This is a genomic window from Bacillus paramycoides (assembly GCF_038971285.1).
Taxonomy (GTDB): domain Bacteria; phylum Bacillota; class Bacilli; order Bacillales; family Bacillaceae_G; genus Bacillus_A.
In genome coordinates, this window is the sequence record NZ_CP152427.1 from 1180938 (window position 1) to 1206594 (window position 25657).

29 protein-coding genes are annotated in these 25657 nt (G+C 36.5%); 17 read left to right on the plus strand and 12 right to left on the minus strand.

From position 1 onward, the window contains the following. Nucleotides 1-67 precede the first annotated feature (67 nt). Entirely contained in the window at nt 68-1312 is a 1245-nt protein-coding gene (locus AAG068_RS06085) for a competence protein CoiA (RefSeq protein WP_342718550.1), read from the plus strand. Nucleotides 1313-1362: 50 nt separating this feature from the next. After that, nucleotides 1363-3189, plus strand: coding sequence for an oligoendopeptidase F (gene pepF / locus AAG068_RS06090; protein WP_342718551.1), 1827 nt, complete (start codon nt 1363-1365; stop codon nt 3187-3189). A 117-nt stretch (nt 3190-3306) separates the two neighbouring features. Here the strand turns inward: pepF and AAG068_RS06095 are convergent, their stop codons facing one another. The 4 genes from AAG068_RS06095 to AAG068_RS06110 form a co-directional block, all read right to left on the minus strand. Further along, nucleotides 3307-3480 carry a hypothetical protein gene (locus AAG068_RS06095; RefSeq protein WP_000754593.1) on the minus strand — a complete coding sequence of 58 codons (174 nt, stop codon included), beginning with the start codon at nt 3478-3480 and terminating at the stop codon, nt 3307-3309. Nucleotides 3481-3709: 229 nt separating this feature from the next. Further along, the gene (locus AAG068_RS06100; protein ID WP_342718552.1) at nt 3710-4603 is read right to left on the minus strand and encodes a ClpXP adapter SpxH family protein; all 894 of its coding nucleotides are present in this window, start codon (nt 4601-4603) and stop codon (nt 3710-3712) included. Continuing rightward, nucleotides 4603-5001 (minus strand): globin, encoded by a 399-nt coding sequence (locus tag AAG068_RS06105; RefSeq protein WP_342718553.1) that lies wholly within the window; start codon nt 4999-5001, stop codon nt 4603-4605. The genes AAG068_RS06100 and AAG068_RS06105 overlap by 1 nt, the downstream gene beginning before the upstream one ends. A gap of 181 nt (nt 5002-5182) precedes the next feature. Continuing rightward, on the minus strand, nt 5183-5761 hold the full coding sequence (locus AAG068_RS06110) for a CYTH domain-containing protein (RefSeq protein ID WP_342718554.1): 579 nt from the start codon (nt 5759-5761) through the stop codon (nt 5183-5185). Nucleotides 5762-5905: 144 nt separating this feature from the next. Here AAG068_RS06110 and AAG068_RS06115 point away from each other — a divergent pair, with 144 nt between their 5' ends. From AAG068_RS06115 to AAG068_RS06130, 4 genes are read left to right on the plus strand one after another with little or no spacing between them, the layout of a single operon-like run. Then, complete coding sequence (locus AAG068_RS06115; RefSeq protein WP_097997951.1) at nt 5906-6277, plus strand: hypothetical protein; 372 nt, start codon at nt 5906-5908, stop codon at nt 6275-6277. 30 nt (nt 6278-6307) lie between these two features. Beyond that, a complete protein-coding gene (locus tag AAG068_RS06120) occupies nt 6308-6946 on the plus strand; it encodes a GTP pyrophosphokinase (protein WP_306184986.1) in 639 nt (212 codons plus the stop codon). A gap of 18 nt (nt 6947-6964) precedes the next feature. Further along, nucleotides 6965-7762 (plus strand): NAD kinase, encoded by a 798-nt coding sequence (locus AAG068_RS06125; protein ID WP_212956437.1) that lies wholly within the window; start codon nt 6965-6967, stop codon nt 7760-7762. Nucleotides 7763-7777: 15 nt separating this feature from the next. After that, a complete protein-coding gene (locus AAG068_RS06130) occupies nt 7778-8671 on the plus strand; it encodes an RluA family pseudouridine synthase (RefSeq protein WP_342718555.1) in 894 nt (297 codons plus the stop codon). A 48-nt stretch (nt 8672-8719) separates the two neighbouring features. Here AAG068_RS06130 and AAG068_RS06135 read toward each other — a convergent pair whose 3' ends face one another. From AAG068_RS06135 to AAG068_RS06165, 7 genes are all read right to left on the minus strand, one after another. Then, nucleotides 8720-10108, minus strand: a complete 1389-nt coding sequence (locus AAG068_RS06135) for a peptidase G2 autoproteolytic cleavage domain-containing protein (protein WP_342718556.1) — start codon at nt 10106-10108, stop codon at nt 8720-8722. Between the two features lie 280 nt (nt 10109-10388). After that, nucleotides 10389-11129, minus strand: coding sequence for a bis(5'-nucleosyl)-tetraphosphatase PrpE (gene prpE, locus AAG068_RS06140; protein ID WP_342718557.1), 741 nt, complete (start codon nt 11127-11129; stop codon nt 10389-10391). Nucleotides 11130-11203: 74 nt separating this feature from the next. Then, nucleotides 11204-12364: an FtsW/RodA/SpoVE family cell cycle protein gene (locus AAG068_RS06145; protein WP_342718558.1), complete on the minus strand. Its 1161-nt coding sequence runs from the start codon at nt 12362-12364 to the stop codon at nt 11204-11206. 146 nt (nt 12365-12510) lie between these two features. Beyond that, on the minus strand, nt 12511-13446 hold the full coding sequence (locus AAG068_RS06150) for a glycosyltransferase family 2 protein (RefSeq protein WP_342718559.1): 936 nt from the start codon (nt 13444-13446) through the stop codon (nt 12511-12513). 6 nt (nt 13447-13452) lie between these two features. Then, nucleotides 13453-14211, minus strand: coding sequence for a class I SAM-dependent methyltransferase (locus AAG068_RS06155; RefSeq protein WP_342718560.1), 759 nt, complete (start codon nt 14209-14211; stop codon nt 13453-13455). Between the two features lie 130 nt (nt 14212-14341). Next, on the minus strand, nt 14342-15187 hold the full coding sequence (locus tag AAG068_RS06160; protein ID WP_087984742.1) for a TylF/MycF family methyltransferase: 846 nt from the start codon (nt 15185-15187) through the stop codon (nt 14342-14344). Nucleotides 15188-15309: 122 nt separating this feature from the next. Then, complete coding sequence (locus tag AAG068_RS06165) at nt 15310-16206, minus strand: BclA C-terminal domain-containing protein (RefSeq protein WP_342718561.1); 897 nt, start codon at nt 16204-16206, stop codon at nt 15310-15312. Between the two features lie 165 nt (nt 16207-16371). On the opposite strand from AAG068_RS06165, the gene AAG068_RS06170 reads away from it, so the two are divergent. From AAG068_RS06170 to AAG068_RS06215, 10 genes are all read left to right on the plus strand, one after another. After that, nucleotides 16372-17469 carry a glycosyltransferase family 2 protein gene (locus tag AAG068_RS06170; RefSeq protein ID WP_342718562.1) on the plus strand — a complete coding sequence of 366 codons (1098 nt, stop codon included), beginning with the start codon at nt 16372-16374 and terminating at the stop codon, nt 17467-17469. 311 nt (nt 17470-17780) lie between these two features. Beyond that, nucleotides 17781-18470: a class I SAM-dependent methyltransferase gene (locus AAG068_RS06175; RefSeq protein WP_048526716.1), complete on the plus strand. Its 690-nt coding sequence runs from the start codon at nt 17781-17783 to the stop codon at nt 18468-18470. Next, nucleotides 18467-19153, plus strand: coding sequence for a glycosyltransferase family protein (locus AAG068_RS06180; protein ID WP_342718563.1), 687 nt, complete (start codon nt 18467-18469; stop codon nt 19151-19153). Before AAG068_RS06175 ends, AAG068_RS06180 begins: the two co-directional genes overlap by 4 nt. 12 nt (nt 19154-19165) lie before the next feature. Then, a complete protein-coding gene (locus tag AAG068_RS06185) occupies nt 19166-19846 on the plus strand; it encodes a glycosyltransferase family protein (RefSeq protein WP_342718564.1) in 681 nt (226 codons plus the stop codon). Nucleotides 19847-19860: 14 nt separating this feature from the next. Beyond that, nucleotides 19861-20598, plus strand: a complete 738-nt coding sequence (locus AAG068_RS06190) for a sugar phosphate nucleotidyltransferase (RefSeq protein WP_342718565.1) — start codon at nt 19861-19863, stop codon at nt 20596-20598. Between the two features lie 8 nt (nt 20599-20606). Continuing rightward, nucleotides 20607-21152 carry a dTDP-4-dehydrorhamnose 3,5-epimerase gene (gene rfbC / locus AAG068_RS06195; protein ID WP_342718566.1) on the plus strand — a complete coding sequence of 182 codons (546 nt, stop codon included), beginning with the start codon at nt 20607-20609 and terminating at the stop codon, nt 21150-21152. Between the two features lie 15 nt (nt 21153-21167). Continuing rightward, a complete protein-coding gene (gene rfbB, locus AAG068_RS06200; protein ID WP_342718567.1) occupies nt 21168-22139 on the plus strand; it encodes a dTDP-glucose 4,6-dehydratase in 972 nt (323 codons plus the stop codon). Between the two features lie 11 nt (nt 22140-22150). Beyond that, nucleotides 22151-23005: a dTDP-4-dehydrorhamnose reductase gene (gene rfbD, locus AAG068_RS06205; RefSeq protein WP_342718568.1), complete on the plus strand. Its 855-nt coding sequence runs from the start codon at nt 22151-22153 to the stop codon at nt 23003-23005. 109 nt (nt 23006-23114) lie between these two features. After that, a complete protein-coding gene (gene fabI / locus AAG068_RS06210; RefSeq protein ID WP_046957035.1) occupies nt 23115-23885 on the plus strand; it encodes an enoyl-ACP reductase FabI in 771 nt (256 codons plus the stop codon). Between the two features lie 141 nt (nt 23886-24026). Continuing rightward, the gene (locus tag AAG068_RS06215) at nt 24027-24575 is read left to right on the plus strand and encodes a spore coat CotO family protein (protein WP_342718569.1); all 549 of its coding nucleotides are present in this window, start codon (nt 24027-24029) and stop codon (nt 24573-24575) included. Between the two features lie 60 nt (nt 24576-24635). On the opposite strand, the gene exsY is transcribed toward AAG068_RS06215, so the two are convergent. Then, nucleotides 24636-25094 carry an exosporium assembly protein ExsY gene (exsY, locus tag AAG068_RS06220; RefSeq protein WP_046198579.1) on the minus strand — a complete coding sequence of 153 codons (459 nt, stop codon included), beginning with the start codon at nt 25092-25094 and terminating at the stop codon, nt 24636-24638. A 125-nt stretch (nt 25095-25219) separates the two neighbouring features. Between exsY and AAG068_RS06225 the strand changes: the two genes are divergently transcribed. Continuing rightward, nucleotides 25220-25579, plus strand: coding sequence for a DUF1360 domain-containing protein (locus AAG068_RS06225; RefSeq protein WP_075308459.1), 360 nt, complete (start codon nt 25220-25222; stop codon nt 25577-25579). Nucleotides 25580-25657 lie beyond the last annotated feature (78 nt).

Below are 25657 nucleotides of genomic sequence, written 5' to 3' on the forward strand. Positions count from 1 at the left end.
AAATTGGGACATCTCTTTTTTAAAAGGAATTTGTAATAAATTGTAGAATATAAGGAGCTGAAAGGGTGTGATTCCGATGTTTATCGCCAAAAGAGAAAACGGAGAGAAAATTCATCTACTCTATCATCATGATGAAGAGCTTTTACACCGTATGCGGAAAAGGGAAAGCTTCTATTGCATAGCTTGCGGGAAGGAAGTGCAAATGAAATTAGGGAAACAAAAAAGTTGGCATTTTGCTCATAAGAAAATGGATGCGTGTCTGGCCTTTTATGAAGCAGAATCTATGTATCATAGGCACGGTAAAGAATTGTTATATAGATGGTTCAAACGTCAAAACTTTCATGTAGATATAGAGCATTATTTGCCAGAGATTCAGCAACGACCAGATATTTTCATAGAGAGAGCAGGGAGAAAAATTGCAATTGAATACCAGTGTGCTAATCTCTCTATAGAACAACTGTACAAACGAACCTATTCGTATTGGCGAGCTGGCATACAGGTCATTTGGATCATTGGTGGGAATCAATTGAAAAAGCAATCTGCATATTGGATGAAATTCTCCTCCCTTATAGCTTTCTCCTTACAATCTTATCCTCAGCCACTTCTTATTTTCTTCTGTTCGAAACAAAAATCATTTATGAAATGCGCGTTTCTCACTTCATTTTCTACAAGCGTCTCTTTCTCACATGTTATATATTTACCAACTGAAACGACTACTTTTGAAATGCTCTTTTCTCCTGTTCCATTCAAAAAAGAAATATTAGACCGAGAATGGAAGCAGCGAAAGGACTATTTTCGAAAAAATGCTTTGCCTATTTGGAATTATAATCATAAGTCACTATTACGCCTCTTATATCAATGTAAATGTAGCCCAGCAAATTTCCCTTCTGAAATTGGTGTGCCGCTCCCGTCCTCATTCGCTTTTCAAACAAATCCATTTATATGGCAAGCTTTTCTATATATAAAGTGTATAGGTAAGCTTGCAGTAGGGGATTGTATTTCCCTCGAGTATGCGTGTAGTTATGTGAAAAAATATACGAAAAGGCGCATGCTCCCGTATTTTTCACCACATATATGGAAAGTAGCAGTTACTGAATATATAACATTTTTATGTTATGCAGGTGTATTACGTAAAGTAGGGACTTATAAGTACCGGAAAATAAGGGGAATAGCTATGTTAAAAACAGAGGAGGAAGTTATAAAATATGATGGAATTTGCTTAGCGTATGCCTTATCTTTATTTGAGGAAAAGTACAACATGAGAGAAGGAAAAGGGGATATAATAAAGACTGATCGTGAAGGAATTACATAAGAAAAATCGAATTGTATGTAAGTAGAGATATTTAAAGGAGGGCTTAAAGGATGTCTGAACAAAACACAGCAAAAGCATTACCGGATCGTAACGAGATTGAAGAATCAAGTACGTGGCGATTAGAAGATATTTTCCAAACAGATGCAGAATGGGAAAAAGAATTCCAAGCTATTAAAGAGCTATTACCGAAGTTAACTGAATTTAAAGGGAAACTTGGTGACTCTGCGAACAATTTACTTGAAGCATTGCAATATGAAGATGAAGTTTCAATGCGATTAGGTAAGCTATATACATATGCACATATGCGTTACGATCAAGATACAACAAACTCTGTGTATCAAGCGTTAAATGACCGTGCAACAAATTTATATTCACAAGTATCTAGTAGCACAGCATATATTGTGCCTGAAATTTTATCGATTTCAGAAGATACACTGCAAACATTCTTGAAAGAAAATAGAGATTTAAGTGTATATGAACATGCGTTAGAAGAAATTACGCGTCAACGCCCTCACGTATTATCTGAAGCCGAAGAGGCACTATTAGCAGAAGCATCTGAAGTAATGAGTGCGTCAAGTAATACATTTGGTATGTTGAATAATGCGGATTTGAAATTCCCATCTATTAAAGGTGAGGATGGAGAAGAAATAGAAATTACACATGGTCGTTACATTCAGTTTTTAGAAAGTGATGATCGTCGTGTACGCGAAGATGCGTTCAAAGCTGTATATGAAACGTACGGAAAATATAAGAACACATTTGCAAGTACGTTAAGTGGAGCTGTGAAGCGTAATAATTTCAATGCGCGCGTTCGTAAATACGATTCTGCACGTCAAGCTGCATTAAGTAATAATAATATTCCTGAAGCGGTGTATGATCAACTTGTTGAATCTGTAAATGATAATTTACACTTGCTACATCGTTACATTGATATTCGTAAGCGTGCACTAGGACTTGATGAGCTTCATATGTATGATTTATATACACCACTTGTACCAGAAGTGAAAATGAACGTGAAGTATGAAGAAGCGCAAGACATGTTATTAAAGTCTTTAAACGTACTTGGTGATGAATATGTTGATATTTTGAAAGAAGCATATGAAAATCGCTGGGTAGATGTGTATGAGAATAAAGGAAAACGAAGCGGAGCATATTCATCTGGTGCATATGGAACAAATCCGTATATTTTAATGAACTGGCATGATAATGTAAATAATTTATTTACACTTGCTCATGAATTTGGTCATTCTGTGCATAGTTACTACACAAGAAAAACGCAGCCGCACGTATACGGTGATTATTCAATCTTCGTTGCGGAAGTAGCATCAACTTGTAATGAAGCGCTTCTAAACGATTATTTATTAAAAACGACAGAAGATAAGAAAGAGCGTCTATACTTATTAAATCATTATTTAGAAGGATTCCGTGGTACTGTATTCCGTCAAACGATGTTCGCAGAGTTTGAGCATATTATTCATAAGAAAGTACAAGAGGGACATGCGGTTACACCAGACATGTTAACGGAGATCTACTATGATTTAAATAAGAAATATTTCGGTGATGCTTTAGTAATTGATGAAGAAATTGGTTTAGAGTGGTCTCGTATTCCTCACTTCTACTACAACTATTACGTATACCAATACGCAACAGGATTTAGTGCAGCAACGGCTCTATCTAAACAAATTTTAGAGGAAGGGCAACCAGCAGTAGAACGTTACATTAATGAGTTCTTAAAAGCAGGAAGCTCAGATTACCCAATTGAAGTGCTGAAAAGAGCAGGAGTAGATATGGCATCTCCAGAACCGGTAAAAGAAGCATTGCAAGTATTTGAAGAGAAATTAAATGAATTAGAAGCATTATTATTTGAAGAGAAGTAATAGAAAAGACGAGGAATTTACCTCGTCTTTTCTATTACATATTTTTGTCGATATTTGTCGAAAAAATAAAGTGAATTTCCTTCTTTTTTCTAAAGTAGAAGGCAGTTTTACAGTTCATTAAAATCCTTTAAATCGTTTTTTATGGTTGAAATAAGAGAGAGCGATGACAATGACTCCGAATAAAAGAGGGAAAGCAATCATTTTAGGAAAAGCTTGTAGTAGAGAGAGGATGTACAAGAAAAAAGAAACGATGACAGCTAGAATGATTAGTAAAATATACGTTTTTTTCATACAAAACACCTCCAAAATAGCTTTTTTATAGCTTATTCAGAAATGAAAACGTTTAGAATGTGACAAAAGTGTGAAATTCGACAAAAAGGGTTGTCATCTGACGTCGAATCTTGTAATATAATAAGCGTGAACGAATTCACATACAAACATATACCCCTTTGTTTGAACGTGAAAATTTCTCCCATCCCCTTTAATATTTTTATAAGCCGTAAAGAAAAAGACCTGGTGTTTACACCAGGTCTTTTTCTTTTGCTATCCATTTCCAATAACGCTCACATTTTACGTCAATCATTTGTACTTTTCGTTTCAGTTGTAATTTTTTAAGTTCACGCTCGATTTCTTGCTGCGGGCAGTCATATATAAATGCTACTTCTTTTGAAGAGATAAATTGCGTCGCTTCTAGTAACACTTCTAAAGGCGGTAATGGTTCTGGCTCCATTTCACATTTTACAAGTTCTTTTAATAATTGTACGTATACATCATAGGAATACGTTCCAGCGATTTTAATACCTTCTTCATCTGAATTCGCATGAAAAAATACGAGAGAAGGTATTTCTGTAATATGCATCTCATTTGTGAATTTTAAGTCACATTGGAAAGCCTTTTTTGCGCTAGCGGAATAGAGGTCTTTTTTAAATTCATCTACATCAATAGCGCTATCTTTTGCACATGCAAGTAATAATTCGCAGTCAGGATTTGATACATTTTCAAGGAAAATGTATTCTTGGAGTTTTCGCAAAAACTTCGAACCTGCTTTTCGGCCCTGCAACTCCGCTGCCTTAATTGCCATCGAAACTAAATATGGTGTTGACGATGCTTCTTGCATATGTACCTTTCCATCACATGAAAAACCTTGTAAACTTGTTGTCTTTTCCCACACAAATCGAATATTAGCAGGTTTATTCCATTTGTGTGAGGAAGCGTTCGTTCCGTCCACTTTTCCTGTTACGATATGACGAATTGAGAAGTATTTCCCGTATTCAAGCCATAGTTTAATAATAAAGGGCTCAATTTCCCAGCAATCTTTACAAAGTGGATCAATAAATAAATATGCTTCTACAGACTTATGCTCACATGCGGAAGGAGATGGCATATTGATATGCTTTGCTTCCTGTTTATCCATTATATTTCACCTGTTTCGTTTGGAGTATTAACCATATGCTGAGCAGTTAATGCTAAACGTTCAAAAACGAACTCTCTTATATGACCGTGCACTCCTGTGTCATCCATTGCTTGCTCCATACATGATAGCCAAGCCTCTGCTCGTTTTGGCGTAATTTCAAACGGGAGATGGCGTGCTCTTAACATAGGATGACCATGTTCTTCAGTGTACAAATTAGGACCACCTAAATATTGTGTTAAAAATTGTTTCTGCTTCCTAGCGGTTTCTGTTAAATCATCTGGGAAGATGGGAGATAGGTTAGGGTGCTTACTGACATAGGAATAAAATGTATCTACTAATATTGCAATGCATTGTTCACCGCCAATTGCCTCAAATGGTGTCATCGGTTGCTTGCTCATCCTTTATAAACTCCTTTTTCCATGAAATGTATATCTATTGTAGCAATGGAATGTTAGAGAGGGCAAATAAATAGCCTTCATAACGTCCTTTGCTTATTCTACAGATGTAAAAGAATCTTTTCCTTTTTAAAAAGTGAGATGTATCCACTAGTAGAACGTATTCACTAGTGGAATTTTCACTTTAGCGTGCTTTGTTTTGTTTGGCAAGGAAAAAGCGTTTTACTTTATTATTTGTATGACGGATTGGTATGTCGTGTTGCTTTAATAAATGAATAAAGGCAGCTTTGCCTGTTTCTTCATCTTGCACTTCAAATTCAATTTCATAATCATCGTGATTGTAATAGAAACTATGATCAAAGACAAGTGTTCCGCCTTCAAATAACGTTTCAGCTCTTTCAGTTGTTAAACTACCCATATAAGTTAAAGCAGAAACAGGAATTTGTAATTTGTGTAGTTGATCCGTTACAGTCCCTGGAATGATTACGTTTGTCGCCATCATCATGTTTGCTTCTTCTTCTGTTACGACTTGATGTGTTTCTAACAAACCAACCTCTGCAGGTTGTTTCAATGTTAATGTATAAGTTTCTCCTTTATGACGAATACGAAGTGCAGAGCCAGCTTCTTTTAACGAGAAGTTTGGTGTTTCAAAGTAGTGATTTACCTGTTTCGTAAATACTTCAATAGAGAATGATTTACATAATGTATCGAATTCTTCTTCTGTAACAATATTTTTAAATTCAATTTCGATTTCCTGTGTCATTGTATGCGCTCCTTTTGAAAAATAATTCTTTACACATTATCGCTTTTTCACAAATTTGGTTCAATGTTTTATTTGTTTGCGTCCATGTTATGATACAATAATACTGTTAAGTAAGACAGGAAGTTGAGATGGAGGAGTTAGAGCATGCAAAATAAAATTCAAGTTAAGAGCGTAGAAAAGAGAGAGAATGCTCTTATTTTTTGTGCGGAAAATAGTGAAATAGAGGTAAAGGAGTTAAGTGCACGTAATCATGTACTTGTAGACTCAGACAATTTATCATTTTTATATATCTTAGAAAACGAATCATCTTTCATTTATGTAAGTATTCCGCACACATGCTGGGAAGCAATGCATGAAGCGATGAATAACGATGTGGTTATGTTCGTTCGCGTGAATGACATTGAAATAGAATTAGAAGGATTAAAAGAAGAAGTAGAATATTTAGTTGAAAATATTGAAGGTAATGCAAATTACGGAGAAGAACTAGTAACTGCTGTAGAAAAAGTATTTCTATAAGCAAATGGATTGATTTTGGTGGTGGTTGAAATGAATCGAAATTGGGAAGAATTTTTAGCACCTTACCACCAAGCGGTGGCAGAGCTGAAAGTGAAACTAAAAGGAATGCGTACTCAATTTGCAATGTTAACAGAGCATTCTCCAATTGAGTTTGTAACAGGAAGGGTAAAGTCGGTTCCAAGTATTATTGATAAAGCGGAGAAGAGAAATGTACCGCTGAACCGGCTGAGAGAAGATATGCAAGATATCGCGGGCCTTCGAATGATGTGTCAATTTGTTGATGAGATTAAGCCTGTTGTAGAATATCTTCGAAAACGAAATGACTTTGAAATCGTGGAAGAACGTGATTATGTCACGCAGAAGAAAGATAGCGGTTATCGTTCTTATCACGTTGTCATTAGTTACCCAGTTCAAACGATTCAGGGTGAACAAAAAGTATTGGTAGAAATCCAAATACGCACGCTAGCAATGAATTTTTGGGCAACAATTGAGCATTCTTTAAATTATAAATATAGTGGACGTTTTCCTGAAGATATTAAAATACGCTTGCAACGTGCAGCAGAAGCAGCATTTTTATTAGATGAAGAAATGTCTTCTATCCGTCTTGAAATTCAAGAAGCGCAGAAAGCTTTTTCAAGAAAGCAAGAAACGAAAGATTCCGAATCATAAACTAAAGGGTGTTGGGCGATGAAATTTACAATTATGTCAAAGGGAGATCAATCATCAGATGCACTGGCAAGCACGATGAAAGAATACTTGCTAGATTTCGGATTTATAATGGATGAAAAGGAACCCGATATTGTAATTTCTGTTGGGGGAGATGGAACGCTTTTATATGCGTTTCATCGTTATTATAATCGATTGGCTGAAACAGCATTTGTTGGTGTACATACAGGGCATTTAGGTTTCTATGCAGATTGGTTACCGACAGAAGTAGAGAAATTAGTAATTGCAATTGCTAAAACACCATTCCAAGTGGTGGAATATCCGCTTTTAGAAGTGATTATTCGCTATGTGAATGGGAGTAAAGAGTCGCAGTATTTAGCGATGAATGAAGCGACTGTGAAAAGTGCAGAAGGTACATTAGTTACAGAAGTGGAAATACGCGGAGAGTACTTTGAAACGTTCCGCGGAGATGGCCTTTGTATTTCTACTCCTTCGGGAAGTACTGCGTATAATAAGGCGCTTGGTGGAGCGATTATTCACCCTTCTATTGAAGCGATTCAAATTGCAGAAATGGCATCTATTAATAACCGTGTGTTTCGTACGGTAGGTTCGCCGCTCGTACTGCCGAAACATCATACATGTGTGTTGAAGCCGGCTGCAGGAATGAACTTACAAATTACGGTGGATCATTTAACGATGGTTCATCAAGATGTGAAATCAATTCAGTATCGCGTTGCAAACGAAAAAGTACGATTTGTTCGTTTCCGTCCATTCCCGTTCTGGAAACGAGTTCGTGACTCGTTTGTTGCAGATAAATAGAAAGGGTTTATATATTTGAACAGATTTACATTGAAATGGGATATAGAATCGGTTGAAGAGGGAACTTTAGTTAGAGAATTTTTAAAAACAAAAGGGATTTCTAAAGCCGCATTAACGGATATAAAGTTTCACGGCGGAGCTATAGAAGTAAATGGTCAACATGCGAGCGTTCGTCATCAGTTGCAAGCTGGTGAAGAATTACGTGTCTTTTTTCCAGTAGAGGAAAGAAGTGAAGGGATGAGTGCAGAAGATATTCCTTTATGTATCGTATATGAAGATGATGCAGTTCTTGTCATAAACAAAGAGGCAAACATGTCAACGATCCCGTCTAGAGAACATCCGGCAGGAAGTATTGCGAATGCGCTCTTATCTCATTATGATAAGCAGCATCTTGCAAGTACGGTGCACATCGTAACGAGGCTAGATCGTGATACTTCAGGGCTTATGCTGATTGCAAAAAATCGTTTCGTGCATCATCTTTTATCGAAACAGCATCAACAAAAAGCTGTGAAAAGAACGTATGAAGCAATCGTTCATGGTGAAATGATAGAACGAGATGGAACGATTGATGCACCGATTGGACGAAAATCGGATAGCATTATTGAGCGAACCGTTTGTGAGGAGGGGCAAAGAGCAGTTACTCATTTTAGAGTGATTGATAGCACAAATCATAAGACACATGTATCACTTGAGCTCGATACAGGGAGAACACATCAGATTCGTGTACATATGGCGCACATAGGACATCCGCTACTTGGCGATAATTTATATGGTGGAAAAAGAGATGAAATGAAACGACAAGCGCTTCACAGTACATCCTTGACGTTTTATCATCCTATTTTAGAGAAAGAAATGTCTTTCACTACACCGATTCCAAGCGATATGCAAGCGGTATTAAAATATACTTAAAAAGGGAACAAAATTCTTATGTAACGAAGAATTTTGTTCCCTTTTTTCTTAGCGGAATAATATTAAAATTTGGTTTTCACCCGTGCGCTTTATAACGAAAAAGCCACTTTCGGATTTTGTAGCAATGCCATTGTTGTTTGGACGACAATATCCATGCGTTTCGCAAGTACCGTCATCACGTACTAACATTTGTCCAATTAATCCGACAGGAAGCCACTCGTTACGATCTTTTCTTGCTATATATTTGCAAGCTGGATCCCATTCTGTATTTAAAAGAGGTTGTATGTCTTGCGATTCCGTGCGTACATATTGACGTTTTCCAAAGTTATCTGTTTTGTAGCGTTTTTGCCAACTTAAAGCACCGCTATTTCCTATAAGAGCGGGGGTGGCGCTAGATATTCCTAAGATGAATGAATCGTTTGAAGTAGCGATTCGAATTTTTTCTTCGCTACTAAATGTAACGAAATAACCTACATCAATAAGGGTATTGTCTGCTGTTTCAAACATTTGTGCAAAATCAGTTCCGCTTGCATTATAAGAAGCGCCATCAATGTACATTTCTCCATTATGAGCAAGCCACTTTGCACCGATATTATGATCGGTTTCATTTGTACCGTTTGCAATAAACCAAGAATAGGATTCTTCTGCTGTACCGAATCGTCCCATAATATGGCTACCTGCAAAATGAGCTGTTGATGTATGATTACCTTCCGCATGAGAAGAAAATCCGTTAGCGATAGTCGCGGTTCCTTCTGCATGAGCTGCTTCGCCTAAAGCGATTGTATGTTTACCTTCCGCATGAGAATAAGCGCCACCTGCTGTCGTCTCACTTCCTTCACTATGGGAACTATGCCCAGTTGCTTTTGTTTTTGATCCTTCTGCATGAGAGAAAGAACCTTTTGTGTGTGTCAGAAGCCCTTCTGCATGTGAAGCTGTACCCTCTGCATGAGAGTGAAGCCCCTCTGCATATGCATACCGTCCGCCTTTTTTTACTTTTGTATTTTCAGGTGTAGGGGTCTGAATGATAATCGTTTTTTCTGCTTGTATATCATTGGATGGTGTTAATGCTTCTTTTATTTTCTTCACTTGATTTATAATAGCAGCTGGAATTTCTGCTTCGGCTTTTTTATTTATTGCTACAGGGATGTTTTCTTCTGTATGTTTCCCTGTTTGCTCAGAAGACACAATCTGTTCAGTATGGGTGGAGAGAGGTTTATTTTTTTGCTGCATCTTTGCTTTTCTATTATCAATTATGCGGCTCATTACAGCATTTTCTAAAGAGACATATTTTGGTCTAGCTTTGTTTTTTGGGGATGCCTCTTGTCCTTCCAGTTCTTCTACAGCTGCAGCTCGAATGCTACACCAGTTGTTAATTCCGTACATGGGTAGATAAAAAGGCGGGCATTTTCTTTTTTGTTTAGAAGATTTTTTCTTCATTCTGTCACCTCCTGCGACAGTATATGCCGTGTAATGAAAAAAAGATGCACTTTATTGCATCTTTTTTTCATTACTTTAAGCAGTTTTTATCCCGCTTTAATGGGCAGTAAGATCCCCATCTCAAAATTCAGCGAAAGTAAAGAATTTAGGTGGGGGTCGGGCTGCCCATAAAAGTCCGATTGGTTCAACTAATAATCAGTGGGGGGTGAAGAAAACCCCCACTGATTAAAGTTTCACTTTATATGAGAGCTGCCTAAATGATACGGTCATCCTTCGTAAGTTATGAAATTGGGCGGAATTTTTCAGAGACAAAAGGCAAGGAAGAAGGGACAGAAACAGTCTCCATTTCAGGATAACGTAGTCCAGTTAGTTTGCCACCAAACACAGCGCCAGTGTCAATATTGACTGTATGATTTACAAAGCGAGGTTCTTTTACAGGTGTATGTCCATATACAATCCAAGCTGTTCCTTTATACTCCTTCGCCCAGTCGCGACGGACAGGTGAGCCGTCAGCATGTTTTTCTCCTGTAATATCGCCGTATAATACAAAGGTTTGTACTTTTTTATCTTGTCTTCCTATGTAATCTTGCCGAATTCCAGCGTGACACACAATTAACCTTTTCTCATCGAGTACGTGATAGAAAGGGGATTGCTCGTAAAGTGTGATGAATTTTTCTTTTATCATGTTTTGTTTATGCGAAGGCAGTGCTTCATATTCGGCAACAGTTGTTTCGAGTCCATGAGCAATTGTCACATTACGTCCAAGGAAAAATCGGTATAGTTTATTGCAGTGATTTCCCGGAGCGTAATAAGCTACTTTTTTATTTATGACAAGTTCCCATACAATTTCAATCATACGTAATGAATGAGGACCGCGATCTGTAATATCGCCAACAAAAGCAAGCTTGCGTTGATCAGGGTGAATCGGCAGGTCATTATTCCAGTTATATCCGAGTTTCGTCGTTAAATCTTGAAACTCTTGGAAGCATCCATGAATATCCCCTATAATGTCATATTTCATATTTAAACCTCCATCATATTTTTTATTAGTATATCTAAAAAAGGATAGAGATAAAAATATACCGTTTCTATGCTTCAGTTAAACATAAAGATTTTTGTCCTTGAGCGAACGTTTAAAACAAATCCAATCGCTATCATGTATGTGAGTAAGGAACTTCCTCCGTAGCTCATAAGGGGTAATGTGATTCCTGTAATAGGTAGTAATCCGATGGTCATCCCGATATTTTGAAATACTTGAAAAGTAAACATTCCGATTGTACCAGCGCAGATGTAACTACCGAAAGGGTCATTACTTTCTAAAGCGATATGAATCATGCGGAAAATAAGTAGGAAAAAAACAGCAATAATGAAACTTGCGCCTAAAAAGCCGAATTGTTCAGCGACATTGGTGAAAATAAAATCTGTATGTGGTTCTGGAAAGTATACTTGTCCATTTTCCCAACCTTTTCCTTGCATTTCCCCTGATCCAGTAGCTAAGAAAGCTTGTCTTAATTGATAGCCTTGCGCATCATATTTGTATGGCGCTAGCCAGCCGTAGAACCGATTTAGTTGATATTCTTGTAAAATGTGTGCTTTAAAGAATTTTGTATGAGTGAAAAAAATATACGTTAATGTAATGCCAGCTGCAAAAATACCGGAAACTAATCCGAAAATAAACCGCCAACGTATACCAGAAACTAGTATCATTGCTGCGAGCATAGCTGAAATTACCATTGTGTTTCCTAAATCAGGTTCCTTTGCAATAAGGAGCAAGGGAGGCAAACTTGTTGCGCATATTTTTCCGAGTAATAAAAAATCATCGTGTATTGTTCGGTAAAAATATTTCTCATTGTGATTTGCTATAATTCGTCCGGTGACGATAATTAAAAACAATTTCATAATTTCAGAAGGCTGGAAATTTCCGATGCCTGGGAGCCTGTACCAAGCGGTCGCACCTTTAATTGTAATGGCACCTGGTACTTGAAGTTCTAGCCCAATTAGTAGTACCAATGCAAAGCTATATAAATACCAAGCAATTTTTTGATAACGATCGAAATCGATAATCATAATAACACCAATGGCTATAAATCCAATGAAGTACCACTGGATTTGCTTTAATACAAAATTTACATTGTGCAAAAATGGTGGTAAAGAGGCTTGTGCACTTGCAATTGCAAAGCAACTAACAGTCCCAATGGCAAATAAAATGAGTAGTAATACGTAGTCTATTTGATATTGAGAATTTGGATCTTTCAATTTATGTATTCCTTTCTATCGCCTAGTAAATATATGGATCATGTCATGATAAAAATAATATACAAGCAGACTATGCATACATTTATTCCACTATTTGTGGGAAGTCATACATCACACGGAAGGAATAGTACCTACCGTGTGATGGACTATATTTCCCGGAGCTCTTTTGTAATGATATTTAAACAATTGGAAAGACGGGCATGTGTATGTATATCTGGAATGAGGTTTGGGAATAATTCGTAAAATTTGACCGCATTTTTATACCATCCGTAAGCCCTTATCAACCCTTTTTTATAATATTTATTGTCTTGTAAGAAACCATACTTTTTTGAGGTTAAAACGAGCTGAGAAAAATCTTCACAGCCCTCAAGGAATTTGTGACGTACTTGCTGTCCAGTGTGAAGGCGGAATGAACTTAAGGGCTCAGTTATATACATCGCGTCACCTTTTGAAAGTAAACTTATCCAAGAAGCCATATCAACACTACAACCATATTTTCTGCCATTTAAAGTGCCAAAAGGTTCCGTTAATAGGCTTTTTCTAAAGAGTACGATTGTAGGTTCACCGATAATATTTTGTCCTGCCATAAGCATACGGTTTCCAAAATCTTTCCCATTTAATAGAGTATCTTCATCGTATAATTTTTTCATGGAGGGATGTTGTTCAATTATATCTCCATTATCATCAATCCAAGTGCGATAGGATGTGATAAGCGCGAGATTGTTATTGAAGTCTTGTTGGAAATAAAACATCATTTTTTCGATTTTATTATTATAAAATATATCATCGTCCATTAAGAAATTTATGTACTCTCCATTTGACTGTTCTAAGAGCATAAGGGCGTTATGAAATTGTCCTAGAGTAGAGCTATTTCGAATGTACGTTATATGTTTATGCTTATGTAAATAATGCCTGTATAGTAATTTTTCTGTTTCATTATTTGTGCTATCGTCTCCTACAATAATTTCAATGTTTGGGTACGTTTGTGCTAATGCACTTTCTAGAGCAATTTTAAAATAATGTGGTCGGTTATAGGTGGGAATAAGGATGGAAACGAGAGGTGGATTTTTCTCATTATTCATATACAACTACCTTTCAGAAATTTTTTGTGTAAGAATAATATCTTGATAACTTGTATGTTCAGTCCTGCTACACCATGAACCATAATGGGGGGGAGTTTGTACTTCTAGCCCATACTTATTTAATAGGGTACGAATATCTTCTTCAGGATAGGCAACTGCGAAATTCGGGATATCTTTATTTAGAACATAACAATTGTCAATTTGATGATAAAAACCTAACGTACTTAGTCCTGCATTTAAGTAATAGGAAGATTCAGGGTTAATTAAAAAGAAAGTAATAAAACATCTCCCATCTTTTTTCAGAACTCGTGCAATTTCACGTACGTAATGTTCTAATTCTTTCGGAAGGAGATGGGTAAAGACAGACGTTAAAAAAATAAAATCAAATGATTCATCATCATATGGAAACTTGTATTGGGAAGCATCTTCTTTTCCATCGGGATTGTAGAATGGATTATATATATCGACATGTTCAAAATGGAAATTGTTACGGCGTGTTGAAATGTTATTTTTGCACCATGTAATCCCTTCATTGAATAAGTCAAATCCATAATAAGTACCATTATCGCTTAAATAATTCATTAATGGAACCGCCATTCGGCCAATTCCACAGCCTACATCTAACACTGTTTCATTTGATTTTAAATTTCCAATTTCAATAAAATACTGCATAAACTCTTTTCCAACTTCTTCAAAGTCACCACCTACATATTGAACGAGTTCTGGGGGTGGAATTAATGTGGTTTTTTTCTCATTTTCGTTCATACATTCACTCCGTCCTTGTAGTAAAGTAGAGAATTTCTATTGTCTATATAAGTTAATCATTCATAATGAGGGGAACTTTACATGATTGATAAGTAGTGTGATAGAACCCCTCACAAGAATAAATTATATTCTATTCTTTTCGCCAATAAATACCGAAATCATCAATTTGAGTCATAGGAGCTTTTATGTTTCTTTCACTTCTGAAATCTGTTACAGCTTCTGCACATGTTACTAATCCGTAGTCATCAATAATAATAAAGCCACCTGTTGAAACTTTGTCGTATAAGTTTACAAGACTATCCATCGTTGATTCATACATATCACCATCGAGGCGGGCAATTGCAATTTTTTCTATTGGTGCTGAAGGCAATGTATCTTTAAACCAACCCTTTAAAAATTTCACCTGATCATTTAATAAATCGTATTTTCTAAAGTTTTCTTGCACTGTTTCTAAAGAAACTCGTAAGTAATCGAATGTGTGCAAATAATCACCGTAATCTTTCGGATATTGTTCTAAGTTAGGTGCGGGCAGACCTTCAAATGAATCGGCAACCCACACAGTACGATCCTTAATGTTGTTTGCTTGTAAAAACCCATTCATAAAAATGCATGATCCTCCGCGCCATACACCAGTTTCAATAAAATCGCCTTCTATATTTTCTCGGACAACAGTTTCCATAGCTTCTTGTAATTGATTCATACGCTTTCGACCAACCATACTATGTGCAGCTCTTGGCCAATCCTTGCCACCTTGACGCTCATTATTTGAAACGTTAGGATTAACGATTTTTAAATTGTGATTTTCTACATACTGCTTAAGAAATAGAGGAAGTGGAACCGTTACTGGTTCATATGATAGTTCTTTAGATATATGTAACGAAGCAGGTAAGTATGGTTCGTATTCTAACCATATTTCAAATAAAATGGTTTTCTTTAATAACTCAAGATAAAGCTGGACAGCTGATTTATTTTCCATATAAGTTCCTCCCACGGAATGTCATACAACATTATGACTATGTAGAAAAGAAAGATTTAATGATTGAATTTACCAATGAAAAAGCAGTAAAACTGATATCAGTTTTACTGCTAAGTAAAAAATTAAGCAACTTTTTCAATAATAATAGATGCACTCGTACCAAGAGCTAATGATAGCCCAAGCCCTGTAACAATTACTTCAACTAATGATGGAGTTGTCGTAATTTGCGTAATTGCTTGAATAACGATAGGTGCTCCAAGTGAGATTAAACTTGATCCAGTACCTGGTACAGGTACTCCATTCACTTGGATTGTAAGACCCCCTAATAGACTTACTGTTGCAGTATTAGCGATAACAGTAATTTTATAGAATCCAGTTTCACTAATTACGAAAGTATCGTCATCTAATTGAGAAATTGCTGTACCAAATTGAGATCCAACAGTATTAAATGGTAATGGGTCATTAATCCCAAGATCTAAAGAAATCCCAGCGGAGTTAAATGCATACAATCCTGCTGGAAGTCCTAGTCCGGATGGCCCAGTCGGTCCAGTCGGCCCAGTCGGTCCAGTCGGCCCAGTCAGTCCAGTTGGCCCAGTCGGTCCAGTAGCACCAGTTGGCCCAGTTGGTCCAGTAGCACCAGTGTCACCAGTTGGCCCAGTTGGTCCAGTAGCACCAGTGTCACCAGTTGGCCCAGTTGGTCCAGTAGCACCAGTGTCACCAGTTGGCCCGGTTGGTCCAGTAGCACCAGTGTCACCAGTTGGCCCAGTCGGTCCAGTTGGTCCAGTTGGTCCAGTTGGTCCAGTCGGTCCAGTCGGTCCAGTTGGCCCAGTTGGCCCAGTTGGCCCAGTTGGTACAGTCGGCCCAGTCGGCCCAGTCGGTCCAGTCGGCCCAGTTGGTCCGGTAGGAAGGGTAAACGGTGGTATCGGTGGTAATGTTGGTCCTACAAGATTAGGGTCAAATGCACTAGCTGATAAAGATTCATCGGGATTTAATCCATCTGAATAATTATTATTTGACATAAATTCACCTCCATAAAGCGTTCATTATATAGTAGATGCAAAACCGGAAGAAAATGACACGGACATTTGAATTATTGAAAAGAAATCTTAAAATGCTTGAATAATTTTAAAAAATGGAAAGTTTAGCATGTGTATAACATATGATTGATTTGGAAGAGGGTGATTATGTTGAACAAGCAAGGAATTACAATCAGTTTATGCATGATTGTTCGAGATGAGGAAGAGACGATAGCCCGTTGTTTGGAAACAGTAGAAAAAATTGTTGATGAAATTATTATAGTTGATACAGGTTCCATTGATCGAACGAAAGAAATTGTAGCTCAATATACCTCTAACATATATGACTTTCCATGGATTGATGATTTTGCGGCAGCGAGAAATTTTTCTTTTTCAAAGGCGACGCAAGAATATATATTATGGCTAGATGCAGATGACATATTATTAGAAGATGCACAAGAAGCATTGAAACTCTTAAAAAGAGAATTAGATCCTAAAATTGATGCAGTTTCGATGCCTTATCATCTTGCAATGGATTCTAACGGGAAACCTTTATATTGTACAAAAAGAAATCGACTTGTAAAGCGTGAAAAACAATTTCAATGGTTTGGAAAGGTTCATGAGTATTTAGCTATTTCTGGTGAGACTTTTAATAGTAATGTTGCTATTACACATAAAAAAGAAAAAAAGGTAACAAATCGTAATTTGAAAATTTTTCAAAATGCTGTAGCTGCAGGAGAAGAATTAAGTGCGAGAGATTTATTTTATTACGCAAATGAATCTATGGATAACCAAAAATATGATGATGCAGTTCTTCTTTATGAAACATTTCTTGATCAAGACGAAGGATGGTATGAAGAGAAAATTTATGCATGTGGTAAGTTAGGAGATTGCTATGCGAAGCTTGGATTATGGGAAAAGGCAATTGAATCTTGTGTGAAATCGTTTCGGTACGATGTTCCTAGAGGAGAGAATTGTACAAGAATAGGATATATATATATGGAACAACAAAAATATAATGAAGCGATATTTTGGTTTAAACTTGCAACGGAAGTACCAATGGCGACAGAGAGTCCTTTTCACAGTCCAGCTAGCTACACATGGCTTCCATATTTACAAATGTGTATTTGTTATAACAAGTTAGGAGAGCAAGAGAAAGCTTATTATTACAATGAATTAGCAGCTTCTTATGTTCCGAATAATGCTGCAATTGAATATAACCGTAAATATTTTCGGGATGTTTTTGATAAACAATATAAAGAGTAATAGGTTTCGTGTTTTTAGAAATGGTTTATCGTTATTCTAACTCTCATAGATTGGTTATATATTAGAGTATCAGTCATGTAACCAATACAGGCAACATCTTTTAGCCTGCTATGTGTGAGCAGTAAGAACCCCATCAAAAAATTAGGTTGGAGCAAAGCAGTTAGGTGGGGAGCCCCGCTGCTCGTAAACGTTCGATTGGTAAAAGGTAATAATCAGCGGAGGAAACAAAACAATTACTGATGAAAGTTCTACTTTATAGAATTTATATGAGATTTATATTTCAAATTCAATTTGCATAAGGAGTGTGTGAAATGAATCGTGAAAAAAGTTCTTTATATGAAGAAAAGTCCGAGCATTATTTTAATGCAGCGAATCCGAATTTATTAAAGCATATAAAGAAGGAATGGAAAGAAGTTCTTGATATCGGTTGCTCGAGCGGTGCATTGGGAGCAGCAATTAAAGAAAATGGTACACGTGTATCAGGAATTGAGGCATTCCCGGAGGCGGCCGAAAAAGCGAAAGAAAGACTAGATCATGTTATTTTAGGGGATATAGAAAAAGTAGATCTTCCTTATGAAGAGGGACAATTTGATTGCATTATATTTGGAGACGTACTAGAGCATTTATTTGATCCGTGGTCGGTAATAAAAAAAGTAAAGCCATATATAAAAGAAAATGGTGTGATTTTAGCTAGTATACCAAACGTTGCTCACATTTCAGTATTAGCTCCTTTACTTGCTGGAAATTGGACGTATACAGAATATGGATTATTAGATAAAACGCATATTCGTTTCTTTACATTTAATGAAATGCTACGAATGTTTCTAAAAGCGGGTTATTCAATTAGTAAAGTAGATCGTGTATATATTGATCACAAAATGTATGAACCGTTAATTGAGGAGTTATATGGAATTTGTAAAAAATATCGTCTTGGAAGTGGCTTCATGGCTGAGACGGTTGTATTTCAATATATAATTGAAGCAGAAAAATCACAATTATGAGTGCGGCAGATAAAACAATATTGTTTGTTACATGTATAAATGATCGAAAAATGTATGCACAGTGCGTGAGACATATATTAAGATTGGCAGTGCCTCCAGGATATATTGTAAAATTTATGCCAATTCGGAATGCGAAAAGTATGACGAGCGGATATAATCAAGCAATTTCGCATCCGGCGAAATATAAAGTGTATATACATCAAGATGTTTTCATTGTAAATATGGGATTCTTATACGGATTACTTCAATTATTTCAGGATCATGAACATCTTGGAATGATTGGTATGGTTGGAGCCCAATATGTTCCTCCAAATGGAATATGGAATGTAGGTAGAGGAGTTGTTGGAAAAGTCATTGGTTACATGAATGATTTATATTATATGGCAAGTCAAGAAAAGCCGTATCATGACTCAAAAACATTTATGCCAGTTGAATGTATTGACGGATTATTAATGGCAACGCAATACGATATTCCGTGGCGGGAAGACTTGTTTGATGGATTTGACTATTATGATGTGTCTCAATCATTTGAATTTAGAAAAGCTGGATATACAGTTGGGGTTCCTGTACAGCGTGATGCGTGGTGCATTCACTATCATATTGATGTCAATATGACCAACTATGAAAAGTATAGAAAGATATTTGTGGAGCACTATATGTCAGATGTAAATCAAGACGAATAGAGGGGCTACAAAATGAAAGATCATACAATATTAGTCGTTGTTTGTATAAACAATGAAGAGCTATTTGAACAATGCGAGAGACAAATAAGAAACCTTTTTGTTCCCCCTGGTTATGTCGTACAAATTTTTCCGATACGAGATGCGAAAAGTATGGCAAGTGCATATAACCGAGCACTTTCATATCCCGCGAAGTATAAGGTTTATATACATCAAGATACTTATCTTATTAATCGTGAGATGTTTTATACACTCATTTCTCTTTTTAAAGATAACGAAAAACTCGGTTTAATTGGAGTAGCTGGTGCTCAGTTTTTACCGAGCAACGGGATATGGTGGGAAGGGAAAAATTTAGTAGGGAAAGTGATTGAGTATAGAAGAAGGAATTATCAATTATTAAATTTAGATCAGATGTTTTATGGGAATCAATCATTTATGTCAGTTCAGGCAATTGATGGATTATTAATGGCCACACAGTATGATATTCCGTGGCGAGAGGACTTATTTCAAGGATTCCACTTTTATGATGTGTCGCAGTCTTTAGAGTTTCAAAAGGCAGGTTATTTAATTGGTATCCCTAATCAAGCAAATTTATGGTGTATTCACTACAACGGGGATGAGTTTGATGCGGATACATATGAGAAGGATCGGAAAGTGTTTGTAGAACATTACAAAGATATACTATCTCCATCATAAGGGAGAGATGCAGGGTGAAAGGAATTATTTTAGCAGGTGGAACTGGATCGAGATTATATCCAATAACGAAAGTAACGAATAAACATTTGCTTCCTGTTGGACGATATCCAATGATATATCATGCGGTATATAAGCTAAAACAATGTGAAATCACAGATATTATGATTATTACAGGTAAAGAGCATATGGGAGATGTTGTTAGTTTTTTAGGAAGCGGTCAAGAGTTTGGTGTGTCCTTTACGTATCGTGTGCAAGATAAGGCGGGCGGAATTGCGCAAGCATTAGGGCTTTGTGAGGGTTTCGTCGGGAACGATCGTATGGTAGTTATATTAGGAGATAATATCTTTTCTGATGATATTCGTCCATATGTTGAAGAGTTTGCAAATCAAAAAGAAGGTGCGAAAGTACTGCTGCAATCTGTAGATGATCCGGAGAGATTTGGTGTAGCACATATTCAAAACCGAAAAATAATTGAAATTGAAGAAAAGCCGAAAGAGCCAAAAAGTTCCTATGCAGTCACAGGAATTTATTTGTATGATTCGAAAGTCTTTTCTTATATAAAAGAATTAAAACCTTCCGCAAGGGGAGAACTTGAAATTACAGATATCAATAATTGGTATTTAAAACGAGGGATACTTACTTATAATGAAATGAGCGGTTGGTGGACGGATGCGGGAACTCATGTTTCTCTTCAAAAGGCGAATACGTTAGCGCGGGATATAAACTTTGGGAAACAGTTTAACGGAGAATAGGTGAGAATATGAAAGTTGTAGAAACAAACTTTACCGACGCAAAATTGTTAGAACCGAGGTTATTTGGAGATGGGCGTGGCTTTTTTACTGAAAGTTATAATAAGAAGGTGCTAGAAACATTAGGGATTACGTATTCATTTGTACAGGATAATGTTTCGTATTCAGCAGAAGCGGGGACGATTCGAGGGTTACACTTTCAAAAAAATCCGAAAGCACAAACGAAACTTATTCAAGTTATGCAAGGAGCAATCTATGACGTTATCGTCGATTTGCGAAAAGATTCCCCAACGTTTAGGCAGTGGATAGGATATATTTTAAGTGCGGATAATCACCGTCAATTATTAGTGCCAAAAGGATTTGCACATGGTTTTTGTACACTTGTTCCCCATACGATTGTTATGTATAAAGTAGATGAGTATTATAGTGCCAATCATGACTCAGGGGTACTTTGGAACGATAAAGAATTAGCAATTCCATGGCCAGTAACAAGTCCTATTTTGTCTGACAAAGATCGAGTATTACCGTCACTTCAGGAATGTGAAGATAGCTTTTGAGTAGGAGAGTTGCTTATGAATATATTAGTAACAGGTGGGGCCGGCTTTATTGGAAGTAATTTTGTTCATTACATGTTACAAAGCTATGAAACATATAAAATTATTAATTTTGATGCATTAACATATAGCGGGAATTTAAATAACGTGAAGTCTCTTCAAGATCATCCGAATTACTCTTTTGTAAAAGGGGAAATTCAAAATGGAGAGCTGCTGGAGCATGTTATTAAGGAGCGTGACGTGCAAGTAATTGTCAATTTCGCAGCTGAATCACATGTGGACCGTAGTATTGCAAATCCGATCCCTTTTTATGATACAAATATAATCGGGACAGTCACCTTATTAGAATTAGTGAAAAAATATCCGCATATTAAACTTGTGCAAGTATCAACAGATGAGGTGTACGGCTCTTTAGGGAAAACAGGTCGATTTACCGAGGAAACTCCATTAGCTCCAAATAGTCCATATTCTTCAAGTAAAGCGAGCGCCGACATGATAGCTTTATCCTATTATAAAACATATCAATTACCAGTTTTAGTAACGCGTTGCTCCAATAACTATGGGCCGTATCAATATCCTGAAAAACTAATTCCATTAATGGTTACGAATGCACTGGAAGAGAAAAAATTACCGTTATATGGCGATGGATTAAATGTAAGAGATTGGTTACATGTAACGGATCATTGTAGTGCAATTGACGTTGTTCTGCATAAGGGACGTATAGGGGAAGTATATAATATAGGTGGAAATAATGAAAAAACAAATGTAGATGTTGTGGAACAAATTATCTCTCTCTTAGGAAAGACGAAAAAAGACATTGCATATGTTACAGACCGTTTAGGGCATGATCGTCGTTATGCGATTGATGCGCAAAAGATGAAAAATGAGTTTGGCTGGGAACCGCAGTATACGTTTGAACAAGGGCTAAAAGAAACGGTGGAATGGTATGAACATCATATAGAATGGTGGAAACCACTAAAAGAAAAGTAAGGGGCATATAAATGAAAGAACGAATTATCATAACAGGAGCAAATGGTCAATTGGGAAAGCAACTACAAGAAGAGTTAAATCCTGAAGAATATGACATATATCCATTTGATAAAAAGTTACTAGATATAACAAATATATCCCAAATGCAACAAGTGGTACAAGAAATAAGGCCACATATCATTATTCATTGTGCAGCGTATACGAAGGTTGATCATGCTGAGAGAGAACAAGATCTTGCGTATAGGATAAATGCAATAGGAGCTCGAAATGTAGCGGTTGCTTCACAATTAGTAGGGGCGAAGTTAGTTTATATTAGTACCGATTATGTATTTCAAGGTGACAGACCGGAAGGGTATGATGAATTTCATAATCCGGCGCCGATAAATATATACGGAGCTTCTAAATATGCAGGAGAGCAGTTCGTCAAAGAGTTACATAATAAATATTTTATCGTTCGCACATCGTGGTTATATGGTAAGTATGGAAATAATTTTGTGAAAACGATGATGCGATTAGGGAAAGAAAGAGCAGAAGTATCTGTTGTAGCGGATCAAATTGGTTCTCCTACTTATGTGGCGGATTTAAATGTGATGATTAATAAGCTCATTCACACTTCTTTATACGGTACGTATCATGTATCAAATAGAGGCTCGTGTTCTTGGTTTGAATTTGCACAAAAAATATTTTCGTATGCAAATATGAAAGTGAATGTATTACCTGTTTCAACCGAAGAATTTGGGGCGGCGGCAGAGAGACCGAAATATTCTGTTTTCCAACATAACATGCTACGGTTAAATGGTTTTTTACAAATGCCTTCTTGGGAAGAAGGATTAGAGCGGTTTTTTATAGAAACAAAAAGTCATTAACAAAATTTAAGTTAATGACTTTTTTGTTTGCCTTTAAGAGGTTTTATGTTACTATAATTATAGTATCAGGTACTAATAACAAGTATAAGTATTTCTGGGAGGATATATCATGGAACTATTACAAGGGAAAACATTTGTTGTTATGGGCGTTGCGAACCAAAGAAGTATTGCGTGGGGAATTGCTCGCTCTTTGCATAATGCAGGTGCAAAATTAATCTTCACATATGCAGGAGAACGTTTAGAGAGAAACGTTCGTGAATTAGCGGACACATTAGAAGGACAAGAATCACTTGTATTACCTTGTGATGTAACAAATGATGAAGAACTTACAACTTGCTTTGAAACAATCAAGCAAGAAGTTGGTACAATTCACGGTGTAGCACACTGTATTGCTTTTGCAAATCGTGATGATTTAAAAGGTGAATTTGTAGATACTTCTCGCGATGGATTTTTACTTGCACAAAATATTAGTGCATTCTCTTTAACAGCTGTAGCAAGAGAAGCAAAGAAAGTAATGACAGAAGGCGGAAATATTTTAACGTTAACATACCTTGGCGGCGAGCGCGTTGTGAAAAACTATAACGTTATGGGTGTTGCGAAAGCTTCATTAGAAGCGAGCGTAAAATATTTAGCTAACGATTTAGGCCAACATGGCATTCGCGTTAACGCTATTTCTGCAGGACCAATTCGTACGTTATCTGCAAAAGGCGTAGGCGACTTTAACTCAATTTTAAGAGAAATTGAGGAGCGCGCACCACTTCGTCGTACAACAACTCCAGAAGAAGTTGGGGATACAGCAGTATTCTTATTCAGTGATTTAGCACGCGGCGTAACAGGAGAAAACATTCACGTTGATTCAGGATATCATATCCTAGGATAAACATAATATGAATTTTTAAAGGACAATCTCTACATGTTGAGATTGTCCTTTTTATTTGTTCTTAGAAAGAACGATTTTTAACGAAAGTTCTTACCACGTTATGAATATAACTATAATAGTACACGATTTATTCAGCTACGTATGGAAGTGGGAGGGACGAGTGTGAAGAATAAAAATAAAAGTTCAACAGTTGGAAAACCGTTGTTATATATTGCGCAAGTAAATTTGGAACTTGCTGCACCGAAAATAAAAAGAATTATCTTAACAAACTTTGAAAATGAGGATCGAAAAGAGGAAAGTAATAGAAACGAAAATGTTGTAAGTAGTGCTGTGGAAGAGGTAATAGAACAGCAAGAAGAGCAACAAGTAGAAGAAACAATAGAAGAAGAGGAACAAGTACAAGAGCAACAAGAACAACAAGAACAGAAAGAACAGCAAGAGCCAGTGAGAACTGTCCCGTATAATAAATCATTTAAGGATATGAATAATGAAGAGAAAATTCATTTTTTATTAAACCGCCCTCATTATATTCCGAAAGTAAGGTGCAGAATAAAAACAGCTACAGTCTCATATGTTGGATCGATCATATCGTATCGTAATGGCATTGTATCCATTATGCCGCCAAATAGTATGAGAGATATTCGGTTATCTATAGAGGATATCCAATCGATTAGTATGGCAGGCTTTTAGATATGTAAAGGTGGTAGAATGCTTCTACCACCCCAATAGTTTTTTAGTTTACTTCATTTATTAGATAGAAACGTCGCGTAAGCACTGAATCGCACAGAAACAGCTTAAATCTACAGTAATACAAGTAGATGTCGATACTAGTCTTGCATTTGGTACAGCTAAAAACGTACAAATTGGGTCATCAGTAGGTGGTACAGGGGAGCTATCACCTAATACTACACTTAATACACGTAGTACAGCACAGCTATCGTCATCTACGCTTTCCACACGGAAAATTGGAGAACGGCAGCTAGTAAGGCTTGCGGATGGTGCAAATGCTTCAAATGGTGCTCCAGCTTTTGTGTATAAAATAAAAGGGCGTGTATTTGCTACTGATGCAGTGTTGTGTGCACCTAAAAATGGAATTTCACAACCAGATCCACACGTTGTTGTAGAACAATCTTGTAATTCATTGATGAATTTTACAACGTCAACTACACAATGAGAAGAGCTATGGTGTTTATTTTCGTTACAACTCATTAATGTCACTCCTTATCTTCTTGTTTGTATTTACATTAATAAGATATTGGAGTCGAGGAGATTTGGTCACAATCTCAAGACCTTTTTTTTTAAATAGGCGAAAGAAGATAAGGGAAGGTGGAATCATGCTGTTTACAAGCTGGCTTTTATTTTTTATTTTCGCGTTAGCTGCTTTTAGGCTCACTCGTTTAATTGTTTATGATAAAATTACAGCCTTTTTGCGAAGACCGTTTATTGATGAGCTAGAGATTACGGAGCCTGATGGAAGTGTATCAACCTTTACAAAAGTAAAAGGTAAAGGATTAAGAAAGTGGGTTGGTGAATTATTAAGCTGTTATTGGTGTACAGGTGTATGGGTTAGTGCTTTTTTATTAGGTGTATATAATTGGATTCCTATCGTTGCAGAGCCGTTACTTGCATTATTAGCCATTGCAGGTGCAGCGGCAATAATTGAAACAATTACAGGATATTTTATAGGAGAATAATATATTTTCATAATACGAGAAAAAGCGGAGTTTAAAAGAATGAGGGAACGGAAATAAGAAGTTGTTCATATAGTAAAT